The sequence below is a fragment of the Thermosynechococcus sp. M98_K2018_005 genome (genome assembly GCF_015295825.1).
GTDB lineage: Bacteria > Cyanobacteriota > Cyanobacteriia > Thermosynechococcales > Thermosynechococcaceae > Thermosynechococcus.
Genome location: NZ_DVEH01000047.1, coordinates 104,863 through 120,228, shown reverse-complemented (window position 1 = coordinate 120,228; position 15,366 = coordinate 104,863). Strand labels below are relative to the sequence as shown.

The 15,366-nt window shown below is 53.4% G+C and carries 13 protein-coding genes and 1 pseudogene; 3 read left to right on the top strand and 11 right to left on the bottom strand.

Annotated elements, in window-relative coordinates; genetic code table 11:
- Positions 1 to 97 (top strand): annotated as a pseudogene (locus tag IGQ15_RS06825) (photosystem II protein D2); the annotation flags it as partial.
- The gene (psbC, locus tag IGQ15_RS06820; RefSeq protein WP_297050080.1) at positions 81 to 1,466 is read left to right on the top strand and encodes a photosystem II reaction center protein CP43; all 1,386 of its coding nucleotides are present in this window, start codon (positions 81 to 83) and stop codon (positions 1,464 to 1,466) included. The pseudogene IGQ15_RS06825 and the gene psbC, both read left to right, overlap by 17 nt.
- Before the next feature lie 74 nt (positions 1,467 to 1,540).
- Here psbC and IGQ15_RS06815 read toward each other — a convergent pair whose 3' ends face one another.
- From IGQ15_RS06815 to IGQ15_RS06790, 6 genes are all read right to left on the bottom strand, one after another.
- The gene (locus IGQ15_RS06815) at positions 1,541 to 2,734 is read right to left on the bottom strand and encodes a lipid-A-disaccharide synthase-related protein (RefSeq protein ID WP_297050079.1); all 1,194 of its coding nucleotides are present in this window, start codon (positions 2,732 to 2,734) and stop codon (positions 1,541 to 1,543) included.
- Positions 2,731 to 4,158, bottom strand: coding sequence for a YdiU family protein (locus IGQ15_RS06810; RefSeq protein WP_297050075.1), 1,428 nt, complete (start codon positions 4,156 to 4,158; stop codon positions 2,731 to 2,733). Before IGQ15_RS06810 ends, IGQ15_RS06815 begins: the two co-directional genes overlap by 4 nt.
- A gap of 24 nt (positions 4,159 to 4,182) precedes the next feature.
- On the bottom strand, positions 4,183 to 5,925 hold the full coding sequence (locus tag IGQ15_RS06805; RefSeq protein ID WP_297050072.1) for a M48 family metalloprotease: 1,743 nt from the start codon (positions 5,923 to 5,925) through the stop codon (positions 4,183 to 4,185).
- Between the two features lie 790 nt (positions 5,926 to 6,715).
- Positions 6,716 to 7,810: a metallophosphoesterase gene (locus IGQ15_RS06800; RefSeq protein WP_297050069.1), complete on the bottom strand. Its 1,095-nt coding sequence runs from the start codon at positions 7,808 to 7,810 to the stop codon at positions 6,716 to 6,718.
- Positions 7,811 to 7,819: 9 nt separating this feature from the next.
- A complete protein-coding gene (gene purH / locus IGQ15_RS06795) occupies positions 7,820 to 9,376 on the bottom strand; it encodes a bifunctional phosphoribosylaminoimidazolecarboxamide formyltransferase/IMP cyclohydrolase (protein WP_297050067.1) in 1,557 nt (518 codons plus the stop codon).
- A 44-nt stretch (positions 9,377 to 9,420) separates the two neighbouring features.
- Entirely contained in the window at positions 9,421 to 10,455 is a 1,035-nt protein-coding gene (locus IGQ15_RS06790; RefSeq protein ID WP_363315806.1) for a ribose-phosphate pyrophosphokinase, read from the bottom strand.
- 73 nt (positions 10,456 to 10,528) lie between these two features.
- Here IGQ15_RS06790 and IGQ15_RS06785 point away from each other — a divergent pair, with 73 nt between their 5' ends.
- A complete protein-coding gene (locus tag IGQ15_RS06785; RefSeq protein ID WP_363315805.1) occupies positions 10,529 to 11,425 on the top strand; it encodes a sugar ABC transporter permease in 897 nt (298 codons plus the stop codon).
- On the opposite strand, the gene IGQ15_RS06780 is transcribed toward IGQ15_RS06785, so the two are convergent.
- From IGQ15_RS06780 to IGQ15_RS06760, 5 genes are all read right to left on the bottom strand, one after another.
- Positions 11,422 to 11,541 carry a photosystem II reaction center protein J gene (locus IGQ15_RS06780; protein WP_099798822.1) on the bottom strand — a complete coding sequence of 40 codons (120 nt, stop codon included), beginning with the start codon at positions 11,539 to 11,541 and terminating at the stop codon, positions 11,422 to 11,424. The genes IGQ15_RS06785 and IGQ15_RS06780 overlap by 4 nt on opposite strands.
- Positions 11,542 to 11,585: 44 nt before the next feature.
- Positions 11,586 to 11,699 (bottom strand): photosystem II reaction center protein L, encoded by a 114-nt coding sequence (locus IGQ15_RS06775; RefSeq protein WP_149820459.1) that lies wholly within the window; start codon positions 11,697 to 11,699, stop codon positions 11,586 to 11,588.
- A gap of 12 nt (positions 11,700 to 11,711) precedes the next feature.
- Entirely contained in the window at positions 11,712 to 11,849 is a 138-nt protein-coding gene (gene psbF / locus IGQ15_RS06770) for a cytochrome b559 subunit beta (protein ID WP_099798824.1), read from the bottom strand.
- A 7-nt stretch (positions 11,850 to 11,856) separates the two neighbouring features.
- Positions 11,857 to 12,111, bottom strand: coding sequence for a cytochrome b559 subunit alpha (gene psbE / locus IGQ15_RS06765; protein WP_297050052.1), 255 nt, complete (start codon positions 12,109 to 12,111; stop codon positions 11,857 to 11,859).
- A gap of 139 nt (positions 12,112 to 12,250) precedes the next feature.
- Positions 12,251 to 15,268, bottom strand: a complete 3,018-nt coding sequence (locus IGQ15_RS06760) for a CHASE2 domain-containing protein (protein WP_297050050.1) — start codon at positions 15,266 to 15,268, stop codon at positions 12,251 to 12,253.
- Positions 15,269 to 15,366 lie beyond the last annotated feature (98 nt).

Below are 15,366 nucleotides of genomic sequence, written 5' to 3'. Positions count from 1 at the left end.
GAACGAGGGGATTCGCGCTTGGATGGCGCCCCAAGACCAACCCCATGAAAACTTTATCTTCCCAGAAGAGGTACTCCCCCGTGGTAACGCTCTCTAGTAATTCGATTTTTGCCACCAATCGCGACCAAGAATCCTCCGGTTTCGCGTGGTGGGCCGGTAATGCTCGTCTGATTAATCTCTCCGGCAAACTCTTGGGTGCCCACGTCGCCCACGCTGGCCTAATCGTTTTCTGGGCCGGTGCCATGACCCTGTTCGAGTTGGCTCACTTCATTCCTGAGAAGCCAATGTACGAGCAAGGGCTGATTCTCATTCCCCACATTGCCACCCTTGGTTGGGGCGTTGGCCCTGGGGGTGAAGTCGTAGACACCTTCCCCTTCTTTGTGGTTGGGGTAGTGCACCTGATTTCCTCTGCTGTTCTCGGCTTTGGTGGGGTTTACCATGCCATTCGTGGCCCTGAAACCCTTGAGGAATACTCCTCCTTCTTTGGCTACGACTGGAAAGATAAAAACAAAATGACGACGATCCTCGGTTTCCACCTGATCGTCCTCGGTATTGGTGCCCTGCTGTTGGTGGCCAAAGCCATGTTCTTTGGTGGTCTCTATGACACTTGGGCACCCGGTGGCGGCGATGTCCGCGTCATTACCAACCCCACCCTTGACCCAAGGGTCATCTTTGGCTACCTGCTGAAGTCTCCTTTTGGGGGTGAGGGCTGGATCGTCAGCGTCAACAACCTTGAGGACGTTGTTGGTGGTCACATTTGGGTTGGTCTGATTTGTATTGCCGGTGGTATCTGGCACATTCTGACGACGCCCTTCGGTTGGGCACGCCGTGCCTTCATCTGGTCTGGGGAAGCCTATCTCTCCTATAGCTTGGGCGCCCTGTCCATGATGGGCTTCATTGCCACCTGCTTTGTCTGGTTCAACAACACTGTCTATCCCAGTGAATTCTATGGTCCTACGGGTCCAGAGGCCTCTCAGGCTCAGGCAATGACCTTTTTGATCCGTGACCAAAAACTGGGTGCAAACGTTGGTTCGGCTCAAGGCCCCACTGGTCTTGGTAAATACCTGATGCGCTCCCCCACGGGTGAAATCATCTTCGGTGGTGAAACAATGCGCTTCTGGGATTTCCGTGGTCCTTGGTTGGAGCCGTTGCGCGGTCCCAATGGCCTTGATCTCAACAAGATCAAGAATGATATTCAGCCTTGGCAAGAGCGTCGTGCTGCTGAGTACATGACCCATGCACCTCTGGGTTCCTTGAACTCCGTGGGTGGTGTGGCCACCGAAATCAACTCGGTGAACTTCGTGTCGCCCCGCTCTTGGCTGGCTACGTCCCACTTTGTCTTGGCTTTCTTCTTCTTGGTGGGTCACCTGTGGCATGCTGGTCGTGCCCGTGCCGCGGCGGCTGGTTTCGAGAAGGGGATTGACCGTGAGTCTGAACCCGTGCTCTCAATGCCCAACCTTGACTAGGGTCACTGACTCAATCTAACTAAACGCAATACTGGCTCCCATCTGCGGATGGGAGTCCTTATTTTTTAGAGGACTCAATCCCCGAGTATTTTTACCAGTTGCTCAGCAATGCGATCGCTCGCTCCGGGTTCGCCCAGGCGTTCTTTCCCATTGGCGGCAATTCGTGCAAGTAAAGTAGCATCTTCCCAAATCTGCCAAAGAATGGGGATAGCCTCTTGAGGATTATCTAGTAGGAAAATCGAGTCTCCGAGAAGGCGTTTTTGGCGACTGGCAAACTCACGGGTAAACTGGGGGCCTGCACCAGCAAAGGTGATCACGGGTTTCCCTAAGCCTACACACTGCTCCGTGGCTGTGCCGGCGAGGCCAATACCCCCTTCTGCCCAATGCAGAAATTCACGAAAGTGATGTGAGCTTAAAATCAGTTGTTGCTGACCCAACTGCCAGGCGGTGGTCTGGGGTAATGGACTGGCAATGGGTTGCCAACCCTCAAGGCTTTGCTCAAGCATCCGTAAATCAAGGCTGGGACTGACAGCGGCAAGACAGGTCAGCGGCTGATCGGGATAGGGCGTCAGTACCCGTAGCATCTGTTGCCAATTGCGGTAGGCCTCAGGAGCGCGAGACCCCGGCAGGAGCACAATGGTTTTGGTGGTAAAGGGCGATCGCTGAGGGGGTGGCATCACTAAGTCCATCATGGGATTACCACAGCAGTGAACTGTGTAGCCCAATTGCCGCAACCCTTTGGCGGTCAACTCATCGCGGACAAAAATGCCTCGACAGCGGGGCGATCGCCACAACCATCGCTCCCAAGGCAGATAATCACTCCCCGCCCAGCCCATACCCCAACGATAGGCCCGCCCTGTCGCATCATATAGGTAATAGTCAGACTTGGCAGTGCCGATAAAACTATAGGTTCCCCCTGTGCTATAGGCCAGCCATAGGGGCACAATATCCCCCACAGCTAAGAGATGCCCTGCCGAGAATCGCTGCCAACGCTGAACGGCACGAACCTGTGCCCCCAACAGTCCCAGCAGCCCTGCCTTGAGATCCCGCCATAGCTGTCGCAGATCCATGTAGATAAAGCCCCCAGAGGGGAGTATTTTTCCAGGCTGCAATAAAGGAATTCCCAGCTGCGTGTAGGCAGACCCTAGGCCCACCAAGGGCAACGCCATCACGTCTAAGTCTGGATACTGGCGCCGCAAGGCCTGCACAATCGAGCTGGCGATCGCATCCTCACCGTGACCATTACTCAGGCAAAGGAGTCGCTTCATACTTGCATCAACTGAAGAGTTGCGGTAAATCGTGACCAATCATCCGCCTGATCAATGGCCTGCCAAATGTGTTCAATCTGCGGACGAGTCAAGATAACAAGGGGATTGGCGGCCGCTAGGGTTTGGGGAATTGCGGCCTGCTGTAACGGTGTTGCTTGCTGAAGCAGTTCAAAATAGATTTTTTTCCAAGCCCCTAAAAGTTTCTGATCTGCGGGTGAGAGTGTTGGGCTTTCACAAAAGATGTGACCCACATCCACAGTCCATTGGAGGGAAAATTCCTGCCGTAGGTTGACAAAGAATTGGGGATAACTGATGGTGCTGCGGCTGAGAAAAGCTTGGGTTTCTGCCACTAAGGGACGGCCAAGCTCTAGGGGAAGATCTACCCAACCGAGGCGTTTGAGCATGAGTGTCAGATAGGTGGTTTGACAGCGATCGCCAAAGGTTTTTAGGGCAGCTTGCATTTCCTCAAGGGGTATTACTGAAGACAGAGGGATTTGCAGCTTCTCCAGATTCCAAGCACAAATTGCTGGTTGATTGCCGTAGGCGTAGCGGCCATAGTAATCAAAGTAGGCTGCTGTAAACCCCAAATCATAGTGCTCCAAAAAGACATAGGGACCATAGTCGAAGCTCTCGCCCGTAATGGCCATATTATCGGTGTTCAAAACACCGTGGCAAAACCCCGCCACCAACCACTGCGCCGCCAGATCCGCTGTGCGTGCCACCAGCTCACGATAAAAGGCACAATCCCGTTCCTTGGGGTCGGGAATCTCTCGCAAGTGGGGGTAGTAATAGTCAATGACGTGGTCGAGCAACCGTCGAATCAAGTCCGGTCGCCGCAGATAGTGGAGCCGCTCAAAGGTACCAAAGCGAATATGGGAACGACCAAGGCGCACTAAGACACTTGATCGCGTCGGCGATGGCTCATCCCCCCGCCACAGGGACTCCCCCGTTTCCACCAAGCTGAGACTGCGAAAAGTGCTCACCCCCAAGCGATGCAGCAGTTCACTGGCCAAAACCTCACGGACACCCCCCTTGAGGGTCAGCCGACCATCTCCCCCCCGCGAATAGGGTGTGGTGCCCGATCCTTTCGTACCAAGGTCATACAGTTGACCATCCACACCGCGAAACTGACCATAGAGAAACCCTCGGCCATCCCCCAAGCGAGGATTGTATTCCCCAAATTGGTAGCCGTGGTAACGCATCGCCAAAAAGGGTTCACGCCCCTGAAACTGGCCAAAGGCCGCAATAAAGTCAGCATCGGTTACCTTGGCGGGATCCAGACCCATCAGGGGTAAGAGGGCATCATTGCGAAAACGCAGAATATGCTGCGGAAACGTTGCTGGCTGTACCTCATCCCAGTACTCTTCCCCTAGGGAGAAAAACGCGGGTTCGTACTCAAGGGTTTGAAAGCAATGTCGAGACATTCAGAACAGTCAGAGCGAACTCAGCTATTGCGGCGTCTTGGCAGTTTCCCGTTTGGACTTTTTGGGATTGGAAGAATCCACAAGGGTACGCAAGCGCGCTTGAATTTGTTGATGGCGTTCGACCCCCTCAAAGGCAAAGGGGGTGTATCCGTGATCGCGCATCAAACCACGGATATAGCGAATGCGCTCATTGGTCGGCGGGTGGGTGGAAAACCACGGTAACGGTGGCTCCTGATTACGGTATTCCTTCTTGAGGGTGTGCATTAAATTCAGCAAACCATCAGCGGCATAGCCTGCCCTTGCCAGAATCCGTGTGCCCAAAATATCTGCCTCCCGCTCCATTTCTCGACTATAGCTAGTCACGAGAATCCCTGTCACATAGCCACCAGCGGGTAATAACCGCGTCAAGTTGGCAGTGGCCGTGCCTTGGGTGACCAAGCGAAAACCGTGGGAGAGCACCGCGTGGGCAATCTCGTGGGCCAGTAAGCCGGCAAGTTCTGCTTCGGTATTGGCTTTGAGAATTGCACCGGAATTGATAAAAATCTTGCCCCCCGGCAGGGCAAAGGCATTGAGATTATTATTTTTTATGACAAAAAATTCATACTCAAACTCATTGCGACCGGCTACTTTGGCAAGGCGCTGCCCCACTTCGTTGACATAGGCTTGAACCTCAGGATCCTGAAGGAGTTTGACTTGGCGGCTAATTCGCTGTGCTGCTGAACGGCCTAGGGCAGATTCTCCCTGTATCATCAAGGCCATCATTTGAATCGAGTCCAAGGATAGTAAGGGATTGCCCGTGAGGGCCACACCCACCAGTCCAGTGAGGGCGCCGAAAATCATGCCTTCGCGCAGTTGCCCCTGAAGGCGACGACGGAACCGTTGCATTCGCTCTGCGGCCAGTTGCTGAAATTCAGGTGTGGCGGGGTGGTCAGGATTCAGCAGGGCAAAACGTTGGGCGGCAAGGGCCGCTTCTAGCCACTGTTGCTGGCGATCGTAGAGGGTGACGAGGCTACGTTGAATATCGGGTTGATCAGGATAGAGGCTGGCGGCTTTTTCGAGATGGGCATAGGCCTCTTTGAGGGAACCCTGCTGCGCTAGAAACTCAGCGAAGCGCACTTGGCCGGGGATAAACTCTGGGAATTGCTCTACCAAAAGCTGCAGCGGCACGGCTTGGGCACTGTAGAGCTGGGAACCCCCTTGCACTTCTCGCCAATAGACTTGGGCAGCGGGGGGCAGTTGACTAATCTCCAGTACGGCGGGGGATGTGACACGGGGCGGTGGCAACTCTAGATCAGCCTTGGCCTTTTGGTAATAGGTTTGGGCTGTGACGGTGTCTCCTAATTGCCAGTGGCGATCGCCCTCCCGTAGAAGTGCTAAACGCGCCTCCTGTGCTGCTTGCTCTGCTATCAGTTGCAGTGTTGTGGCGGTCTCTGGAGAATTGACAGTCGTTCTTGGTGCAGGTTCCACAGGCGGGGCTGGCGAATCACCCTTGATCTCAGTGCTCGTGAGTAGGGGAGCAGGGGATTCTATAGGAGGAACGACTTCTGCAGGGGGCTGGGGTGGCAGCGGCAATAGATCGACAGCAGAGCCTTCAGATTGCGGCAGGCGAGCCTGGGCAAAGGGGTCTTCTTTAATGAGAGCAATCAACTCCTCCTCTGCGACACCAGTTTGGGGTAGGGATATTTCTGCTGCTCTGACGGGTTCAAGACCCACCCCTAAAAGAAAAACAATACCCAGCGGCCAGTAGCGTAACCCATCTTGCACCATGACACTCTCCTCAAGCCACCTGATTGTTTATAGTCTAATGGCTAGCAACGGGTGAATTGGGTCGTCGTTAGAATTATCCCTCTTTGGTCCAGAAAAGAAATTTAGTAGAAGTGTTGAACGACAGTTTGAGGGGGTAGAAAAAAGAAAGAAATGTTGTATTCTTCCCTTAAAAAATGAAAAATAATCAATTTACCATGGTATATTTTGGAGCTATTGTCAAGTCTATTCTCAAGCGCCTCAGCCCTTGCGACTACCTCGTCCTGAACTCACCACTGCTGTTCAAAAGCGAATAAAACGCCAGGGAGTGAGTGCTTTCAGCAAATCTACAGTCATTTAATGTTAAAAGTGAAACAAAAACATCATTGCTCAGGGCTGGTGCTGTTTCCTGTCGATTCGACAGTCATTACATTAACCAGTCACCTCTTTTGGCGGGATGGGTATCATCCAATCAAGCTGTTGAATGGGTTTAGTGTGACGGAGAATTTAACGAGTGAGGCGGTCATTTCTTTGGGAGACAGACATGACCTGAGTTTTCGAGAGGAAGTGATAGAAATGATTCCCGATAATGCCGTAGCGATAATGGATAGAGGATTTGCAAGCTAAAAGTTTCTTGATGAGTTATGTGAAGCGAAGAGAAAGTTTGTCATGCGCATCAAAAATAAAAAGTCAAGCTAATGCTGATGGCGATCGCCCAACCCTGGAGCCGCAGTTGCATCCAATCCGTGCCTTAACCCCCTATTAGAGCAGGTTTTGGGACAGCGCCGTTTTAAGCGAAGGGAATTTGCATCAGCTAAATGACAAAGACCGTATTGTTGTCCCGGAGCTGGGGATACTCCGCTGGTGCTCTGTGGTTGAACTGGGCAAAGTAGGCGGCCAAGGGTTCCGGTAGGGTCGGTAGCGTGACTTGGGTATCCCCTTGGGCAATTTCCGGCCAGAGGGACGATAGGGCTTGGGCGAGGGGCTTGGCCTCAGCTTCTGATAAATTAAAGGGCGGCAAGGTAAGAAAGCGCACCATAAACCCCGCACCCCGCTGAAGCATCCATTGGCGAGAGAGGTCACTCAAGGTGGGATAGGCCTTCAGGGATTCAATGCGGTAGGATTCCACATCCACTTGCCAGCCCCCTTGGGGATGTTCCTGCAAAATGAGTCGGCGATAGGGATGGGGATAGCTCACGAGGGAACCGGTCGTTAGATCAAATAGCCCCTGCTCATAGGCAATGTCTTGGACATGGAGATGCCCGGTTAAGACCAAGGCAACCCCTGCCGATCGCAAGAGGTTCAATAACTCCGCTCGATTCTCCAAGAGGTAGCGCTGCCCCATCGGACTTTGGCTCTGTTGTGGCCAATGCTCAAGGACATTGTGGTGAATCATCACAAGGCGCAGTCCGGCAAAGGGTTCTGCCAATAGAGCCGCCAACCATGCCAGTTGTCCTTGATCAACTGCCCCCACCTGCTGACCCGTCGGGCTAAACTGGTTGGAATTCAGGGCAAGCAGTTGTAGGTTGTCTGCAAGCAGGGTTTGATAGTAATGCTTGGCGCCCTTGCCGTAGCCAGCGTGGGCATACCACTGGGGAAAGTCAGCCCAACCAATGCGGTTGTTATCCCCCAGCAGCAGAGGCACATCGTGGTTCCCCGGAATCACATAGCAGGGAAGGGGCAGGGTTTGCAGATAGGTACTGAGCCAGCAATGGTTAAGGATTTCGCCATCCCGCGTCAAGTCACCGGGAATCAATAGGGCGTCAATTCCTAACTCTAGGAGATGGGCAACGGCAGCTTCAAAGGCAGGGATACTGACTTCGTAGAGAAAAATAGGGGGGTAATCTGTCGGAATCGTCTCCGGCAGGGCGATGTGGGGATCACTGATAATGCCGAGTCGCACCGCCATTGCTATTTCCTAGTGGCGGAAGTGTCGCCGGTTGGTAAAGACCATGGCAATTCCCGCTTCATTGGCTGCTTGGATAGACTCATTATCCCGCAAACTGCCCCCCGGTTGAATAATCGCCGCAATACCGGCAAGGGCAGCGGCTTGCACAGAATCGGCAAAGGGGAAAAAGCCATCACTGGCCAGCACACCCCCCCGCGCCGCCTCACCAGCATCACTAAGAGCAATTTGCACCGCACCGACGCGATTCATTTGACCGGCCCCAATCCCTTGGGTTTGGAGATCGCGACTGACAACAATGGCATTGGACTTAACGTGCTTCACCACTTTCCAAGCAAAGATCAGTTCTGCCATCAACTCTGGACTGGGTTCCGTGGCTGTGACCACTTGCCACGCCTCTGGATCAATGGGGACGGGGTGAATATCTTGGACGAGAAAGCCGCCAGCAATGGTTTGAATCGCTGTGGTGGGAGCAGTCTGCAACTCAGGTAGGGTGAGAACCCGCATCTTGGGCTTGGTTTTCAGGATTGGTAGCGCTGCTTCCTCACAGGCGGGAGCCACCACACACTCTAAAAAAGTACGGCTCAAGGCTTCAGCGGTGGCCACATCCAAGGGGCGATTCAGAGCAACAATGCCGCCAAAGGCAGAGACACTATCGGCTGCAAAGGCACGTTCGTAGGCTTCCACGAGGGTTTTGCCCTCAGCCACGCCACAGGGATTGGTGTGTTTAATAATAACGGCAGCGGGGGCACTCTCCCCGAGGAATTCACTAATCACCGCCCGTGCCGCTTCTAGATCCAGCAGGTTGTTGTAGCTAAGTTCTTTGCCCTGAAGCAGGTCGGCAGCTGCCCAACCACTGGGGTGTGCGCCACTGATGTACCAAGCAGCCCGTTGATGGGGATTTTCGCCATAGCGCAGGACTTGTTTTTGCTGCCCCATCAGGTGAAAGACCGGCGGCAGAATGTCTGGTTCAGTACCGGGGGATCTGACTTCTTGAAGATACTCAGCGATCGCCTGATCGTAACTGGCCGTCAGGGTAAAGGCTCGCTGGGCACAGGCAAGGCGAAAAGCAGGTTGGGCTTCCCCATGTAATCGTAATTCCTGAAGGTAAGTTTCATACTGGCTGGGATCGACCAACACTGTCACATGGGCATGGTTTTTTGCCGCAGCGCGAATCAGCGTCGGCCCACCAATATCAATTTGCTCGATCGCCTCGGCAAGGCTGACATTGGGCTGAGCAATGGTTTCGGCAAAGGGATAGAGGTTAACAACTACTAGATCAATCGGGTTAATGCCTTGAGCTTGCAGCTCAGCCTGGTCTGCAGGGCGGTCGCGCCGTGCCAAAATACCGCCATGAATTTTTGGATGCAGGGTCTTGACCCGCCCACCGAGAATTTCCGGTGCCCCTGTGTACTCCGAGACCGTTGTCACGGGAATCCCCGCTGCTTGTAAGGTCTTTGCGGTGCCACCACTACTCAGGAGCGTAAAGCCAAACTCCTGCACCAAGGCCGTCGCCAACTCCACCAGTCCTTGCTTATTGCTGGTGCTGAGTAAGGCAATTCGGCCCATGCCTGCAACCCCCTAGGTGAACAATAAAGCTTATTTTAGCAGTTTTAGCGGAACATACTGCTCACAGAGCTATCTTCATGGATCCGCCAAATGGTTTCTCCGAGAATACTAGCCACCGAGAGCACCGTGAGTTGGGGAAAGCGTTGCGTCTCCGGTACGGGAATTGTGTTGGTGACAATCACCTCTTCAAAGTCGCCCCCTTGGAGTCGCTCGATCGCTGGCGGTGAAAAAACCGCATGGGTGGCACAGGCATAGACTTCCTTGGCACCTTCGCGCCGCAGTAACCGTGCCCCTTCTAAAATCGTGCCGGCTGTATCAATCATGTCATCTACCAGCACCGCTGTCTTGCCCTTAACGTCCCCCACCACGTTCATCACTTCGGCCACATTGTGGGCTTGGCGTCGCTTATCAATAATGGCTAGGGGGGCATCATCAAGCTTGTTGGCAAAGGCACGGGCGCGGGCTACCCCCCCTACGTCTGGGGAGACCACCACAATATCTTCAAGATTTTTGCTGCGCAGGTAGTCAAGGAGCACGGGTGAACCATAGACATGATCCACGGGAATGTCAAAGTAGCCTTGAATTTGCGCTGAGTGCAGATCCATGGCCAGAACGCGACTCGCTCCCGCTTGGGTAATCAGGTTGGCTACTAGTTTGGCGGTAATGGACTCGCGGCCAGCAGTCTTGCGATCGGCACGGGCATAGCCATAGTAGGGGATCACCGCAGTCACTTGGCGGGCTGAAGCACGGCGGCAGGCATCCACCATGATCAGCAGTTCCATCAGGTGGTCGTTGACGGGTCGGCAACAGGGCTGAATCAGATAGACATCACAACCGCGAATGGATTCTTGAATCTGCACATACAGCTCGCCATCAGCAAATCGCTTGCGCACCATTGGGCCGAGATCAATACCGAGGTAGCGGGCAATTTCCTGAGCAAGGGCAGTGTTGGCAGAACCCGAAAACAGCTTTAGACGACTATGATCAGAAACGTGAGAAGGGGTAGTCGTGGGCAATGGCGCAGTGTGAATCACAGCATTTCCCCAAGATGGCGTCCATTTTGATTTTGATCTTATCATTTCCACCTTCAGGAGCCACTACCCTAGGATTGAATTTATAGAAAGACGAATTTTGAGGTCATCATCTTTGCCAATGGCGCGATCGCACTTCCTACAATTGGGGGAGGTTGTTTTGTCACCGATAGGAGTCGCTTGGTTATTCCTTTTACCTGCACTTTTTTTTCTGACAATTTTTGTTTTTTTGCCGATTTTGTACCTGGTCTATCTTAGTTTTACGACGGGTAGCTTCAGTCAAGAAGGGGTGCGTTGGGTTGGCCTGCAAAATTATCAGCAATTGCTCCTGAGTCCAGATTTTTGGCAAGTGATTGGCAATACCCTTTATTTCACAGCAGCAACGGTGCTACCCACGATTGTGCTGCCCTTACTCTTGGCAGTCGGTCTTAACCAAGGGATCAGGGGACGGGATCTGCTGCGCACGGCCTACTTTTTGCCAACAATGACCTCGATTGTGGCGGCAGGTTTAGGGTTCCGTTGGCTGTTTCAAACTGATGGTCCCGTGAATCAACTGGTGCAAACCTTAGGGGGGCAACCGATTGCTTGGCTGAGTGATCCCACCTGGGCAATGCCAGTGCTGATTTTGCTCAGTAGCTGGAAGCAATTGGGGTTTAATTTAGTTGTCTTTTTGGCGGGGTTGCAAACAATTCCCCGCAATCGCTATGAAGCGGCACTCCTCGATGGTGCTAATGCTTGGCAACAGTTTCGCTACATTACGCTGCCGGGGCTGCGCCCCACCTTAATTCTAGTGTTTGTCACAACAACGATTTTCACGTTGCGCAGTTTTGAACAGGTCTATGTGGTAACCGCTGGCGGCCCCTTAGATACAACAAACCTGCTGGTATTTTATATCTACCAACAGGCCTTCGCGTTATTTGACTTTGGCTATGCCGCTGCAGCAGCAACAGTTCTCTTGGGAGTCACCTTTGGACTGATCTGGCTACAACTGCGTACGCGCCAAGACCCCAATCTCTAGAGAGAGGAGCCAAGACCAGCGTAGGCACCATAGAAGAACAGCCCGACAATGACAATCACTCCCATGCCGGCTACCGTGGCCACAACCCAGAGGGGAATGCGTCCGCCTTCAGACAACATGATCAATTCCTCCTAAGCAGATTCAGTTATAGAGAAGAAATTTAGTTAAAGAAGTAGCTTGAAAAGAGCAACGCAAGGACGAAGATCAGCAGCAACCCTAGGTACAGGGATGTGCGATTGAGTTCGACCGGCTGACGATTGGGATTCGGTTCCATGTCTGCACCTTCCTAACGTTGGATAAACTGCATGGCCGCGATCGCCCCGAGGAAGAAAATCGTGGGCACAGCAAGCGTGTGAACGGCCAACCAGCGGACCGTAAAAATTGGGTAAGAAACGGGTTCTTGATTGGGTGTGTTACTGGTCATGGCAATCCTACTTCACCTGTTCTAAGAAGGTTTCAACTTGTTGTTTAGCTTCAAAGCGATCGGTCACAAGAGGAATCGACCGCTGCTCCTGAGCATAGTAGCTATCGGGGCGTGGTGTGCCAAACACATCATAGGCCAAACCGGTGCTGACAAAGAGCCAGCCAGCAATGAACAACGCCGGAATGGTGATGCTATGAATCACCCAATAACGGACACTGGTAATAATGTCGGAAAATGGTCGTTCTCCTGTCGTTCCAGCCACGTTGCGATGCCTCCAAAGTGTCTAATGTTAAAAAAAGGAAACGGTACTCTCCATCATACAACCTTTTTTCACAACGATTTAGCCCCATAAATAAGAACTGCAAGCCCCCTCTACAGCGCTCAAACTTTGGTCTGTAGGCCTAAAGTCCAGCCTTGGCCAACTCAGTGAGCACGTCTTCAGCACTCTGGTAGCGATCGCGAAAATTGTACTTGATCATTTTATTGATAATGGCAACAAACTGCGGCGACAAATGCCGTCCGGGCTGCCAGACAATATCCCCCGTATGGGGGTCAGAGGGCAAATCCATCGGGGCGAGTCCCGTCAGACCTTCAACAATAACGATGCCCAAAGAGTAAATATCACTGGCAATCACGGGTCGTCCTGCCATTTGCTCGCTAGGGGCATAGCCACGGGTACCAATTGAGATCGTATATTTGCCGTGCTGGAGCAAGTCCTCGGGCTGAACATGGCGTACCGCCCCAAAGTCAATCAAAAACAGTTGTTGATCACTGCGGCGGCGCATGATATTGGCAGGCTTAATGTCCCGATGCACCACCCCAAACTGATGCACATACTGCAAAATTTCTAAAATACTCTTGAGAATGGCGAGGGCTTCGGCTTGGGAGAGGGTAACTTTCTTTTCAAACTCCTCTTTGAGGGATTCGCCATCCACATACTCTTGGGTGAGATAGAAATATCCCCCCTCCTCAAAGTAAGCCAGTAATCGAGGGATACACTCGTGTTGACCCAATTGGGCTAAGGTTTCCGCTTCCCGCTGAAAGAGGCGACGGGCAATCGCCAAAAAGCGTTCATCCTTACGGGAGGGCACCAACTGCTTGACCACACAGATCGGATGATCCGGCAGGTGTAAATCTGCAGCCAAGAACGTGCGCCCAAATCCCCCTTCCCCTAGTTGACTCAGGACACGGTAGCGTCCCCCCACAGTTTGTGGCAAGGGTTCACTGGGTTCTTCGCTAATGTCAGAAATGACGGTGGTTTTGGGTTGGGTGCCGCTCGGTGTTTGTGTCTCTGTGGTTGGGGGGGGCGGCGAGGGGACTGTCGTGGCGGAAATCTCCCCTGGAAGCTGGGTAGGATCCGCAGGCACTGAGGTCAAGGGGTCAGGGTTGGACGGCTGTGTTTCTGGTAGGTCTCCCTTGGGGGTGTCTGGGATTAATAATTGGGTTTCCGGCAAGTCTGCGCTGGTTGCGAATTGGGTCGGGGGGGGTGGTGATGTTTCAGGGGTGTTCCCATTCCCTACGGAAGTTGAGGTGACTTCTGCTGGACTCACGGCCTCAGGCACTGACAGTTGGGTTTCAGGCAAGTCCACGCTGGTTGCGAATTGGGTTGAGGGGGTCGAGGTCAGTTCTGGGGTAGTCAGTGGCTCAGGTAGTGTGAGTTGCGTTTCAGGTAAATCAACCGTAGGAATGCTAGGGGTCTCGGGCATCGTTGTTAAGGCTTCGGGAGGCATCAGTTGGGTTTCTGGTAAATCAGGGCGAAGTTCTGAGGGAGCTGTTGGCTGGAGGGTAGGTTCAGGAGCGGTTGTGGGAATTTCTGGTACTTCGGTGGCGGAAGTTGCAGCGTCCTCAGGGTGAACCACTAAGAAGGTTTCCCTCTCAGTGATCGGCTGTGGTGGTGTCTCGCGTGTCGGGGGAATCTGATCGACCACGGAAGTGAGGAGGGTAGGTGCTGTGTGGGGGTTATCCCCAGGGGACGGGGTGGGTTCGATGGGGGTAAAGGAAATTGCTGTTTCCGGTTGCAGCACCGTTGCATTGGCATCCGTCTCTAGGCGAGAGACTTCCGTTGGCGAGGTTTCGGGGATTTCCAGAATGGGGGCTGAGTCAGGTGTGGTTGATTGACTGATGCCTTCAGTCATTAACTCCAAGGGAGTCGCTGAGAGGCCACTGGGAACAGCCGTCGGTGCAGAGGGGATAGAGGTGGATTCAGCAGGACTCAAGGCACGGTAACCCAGCATCAAAACTGCCGCACTGCCAAAGCCAACGAGAGGCGCCACCAGGGGCAGCCAACTCCCCTGTAAAAAGAGCAGAAATGTCAGGCCACTGAGAGCCAGTCCCCCAGCAACCAACAGCGGCACAATCACCCAGCGGTGTCCTTTGGCAATAATCACGGCACCAAGCCCAGACCAAGCAAGAATCCAAAGGGCGATCGCCTCCTGTGGCCATGTACCGATGGGAGAACGGTTATCGAGAGCCGCTGCTAGCAAATCTTCAAGGATCGCTGCTTGAACCACAACACCGGGGGTAAGGCGGTTGGTTTGCCCCGGCAGGGTCATCGGAATCAAAAACTTATCGTTACTGCTGCTGCCAGTGAGGCCAATGAGTACAGCGCGATCGCGCACCTTGGAGGGCAGCACTTGACCCGTCAGCACTTCGCTCAGGGTGACTGTTTCATAGGGCTGGGTCGGGTGGGCATAGTTGATTAGGATTTGAAACCCTGCGGCATCCAGATTGTTGTAGCCCCCCCAGTTGCTGGTTAAGGCCTGAAAGCGAGCCGTTCCCAAGTCAAGGCGGTTCTGAGTCACGGCTTGGGGGTTAATCCCCAGAAAAACACGCGCTAAGGCAAGGGCAAAGGATTGGGGGGTAGAGCAGCGATCGCTGGCTTCGGGTTGAGTTGCTAAAATTGCACGGCGCACTACGCCATCATCATCAATGGGAATGTCCGCAAATCCCACCTGATGATTCAGCAGTCCAGTGGGAGGGGCAATTCCGGGATCTGTTTCACTCCCCACTTTACAGACAATAACGGTGTTGGGCTGGGTCATCAGCACCTGTCCGAGGGAAGGCAGCACATCGGTTAGCGGTTTGAAGCGATCCGGAACCGGAAAATCGCGAAAAATATCAATGCCAATGACCTTGGGTTGGTACTCCTGCAATTCATTGATGGCTTGGATGAGCACTTCGTCAGGAATTGGGTACTGCTTGAGGGTTTGAATATCAGCCTCGGTAATCTCAACAATCAGCAGTCGCTGGGACGTGGCCGGTGTTGATCGCCAGCGCAGCCATTGGTCATACACCCTCAATTCCAAGGGTTCGAGCAGGCCACCCACCCGCAGTGCAACCACACCCACTGTGGCGATCGCCGTCGCAATGGCCGCCGCTAAAGGGCGTTTAAGATAATCAGGGATGGAGACAGGGGTCATGGTACAATCTGGGGCTGTTCCGCTGACGCTGAAAGATTCTAAAAGCAGTTTCGCTTCTATCCTGACCTACACCACGGCCGATCGGCAAATTTACGAGG

Coding starts and splice junctions, on each gene's coding strand:
- IGQ15_RS06785 (WP_363315805.1), top strand. CDS start 10,529: ATGGCGCGATCGCACTTCCTACAATTGGGGGAGGTTGTTTTGTCACCG.
- IGQ15_RS06810 (WP_297050075.1), bottom strand. CDS start 4,158: ATGTCTCGACATTGCTTTCAAACCCTTGAGTACGAACCCGCGTTTTTC.
- purH (WP_297050067.1), bottom strand. CDS start 9,376: ATGGGCCGAATTGCCTTACTCAGCACCAGCAATAAGCAAGGACTGGTG.
- psbF (WP_099798824.1), bottom strand. CDS start 11,849: ATGACCAGTAACACACCCAATCAAGAACCCGTTTCTTACCCAATTTTT.
- IGQ15_RS06790 (WP_363315806.1), bottom strand. CDS start 10,455: ATGATAAGATCAAAATCAAAATGGACGCCATCTTGGGGAAATGCTGTG.
- IGQ15_RS06800 (WP_297050069.1), bottom strand. CDS start 7,810: ATGGCGGTGCGACTCGGCATTATCAGTGATCCCCACATCGCCCTGCCG.
- IGQ15_RS06760 (WP_297050050.1), bottom strand. CDS start 15,268: ATGACCCCTGTCTCCATCCCTGATTATCTTAAACGCCCTTTAGCGGCG.
- IGQ15_RS06775 (WP_149820459.1), bottom strand. CDS start 11,699: ATGGAACCGAATCCCAATCGTCAGCCGGTCGAACTCAATCGCACATCC.
- IGQ15_RS06805 (WP_297050072.1), bottom strand. CDS start 5,925: ATGGTGCAAGATGGGTTACGCTACTGGCCGCTGGGTATTGTTTTTCTT.
- IGQ15_RS06815 (WP_297050079.1), bottom strand. CDS start 2,734: ATGAAGCGACTCCTTTGCCTGAGTAATGGTCACGGTGAGGATGCGATC.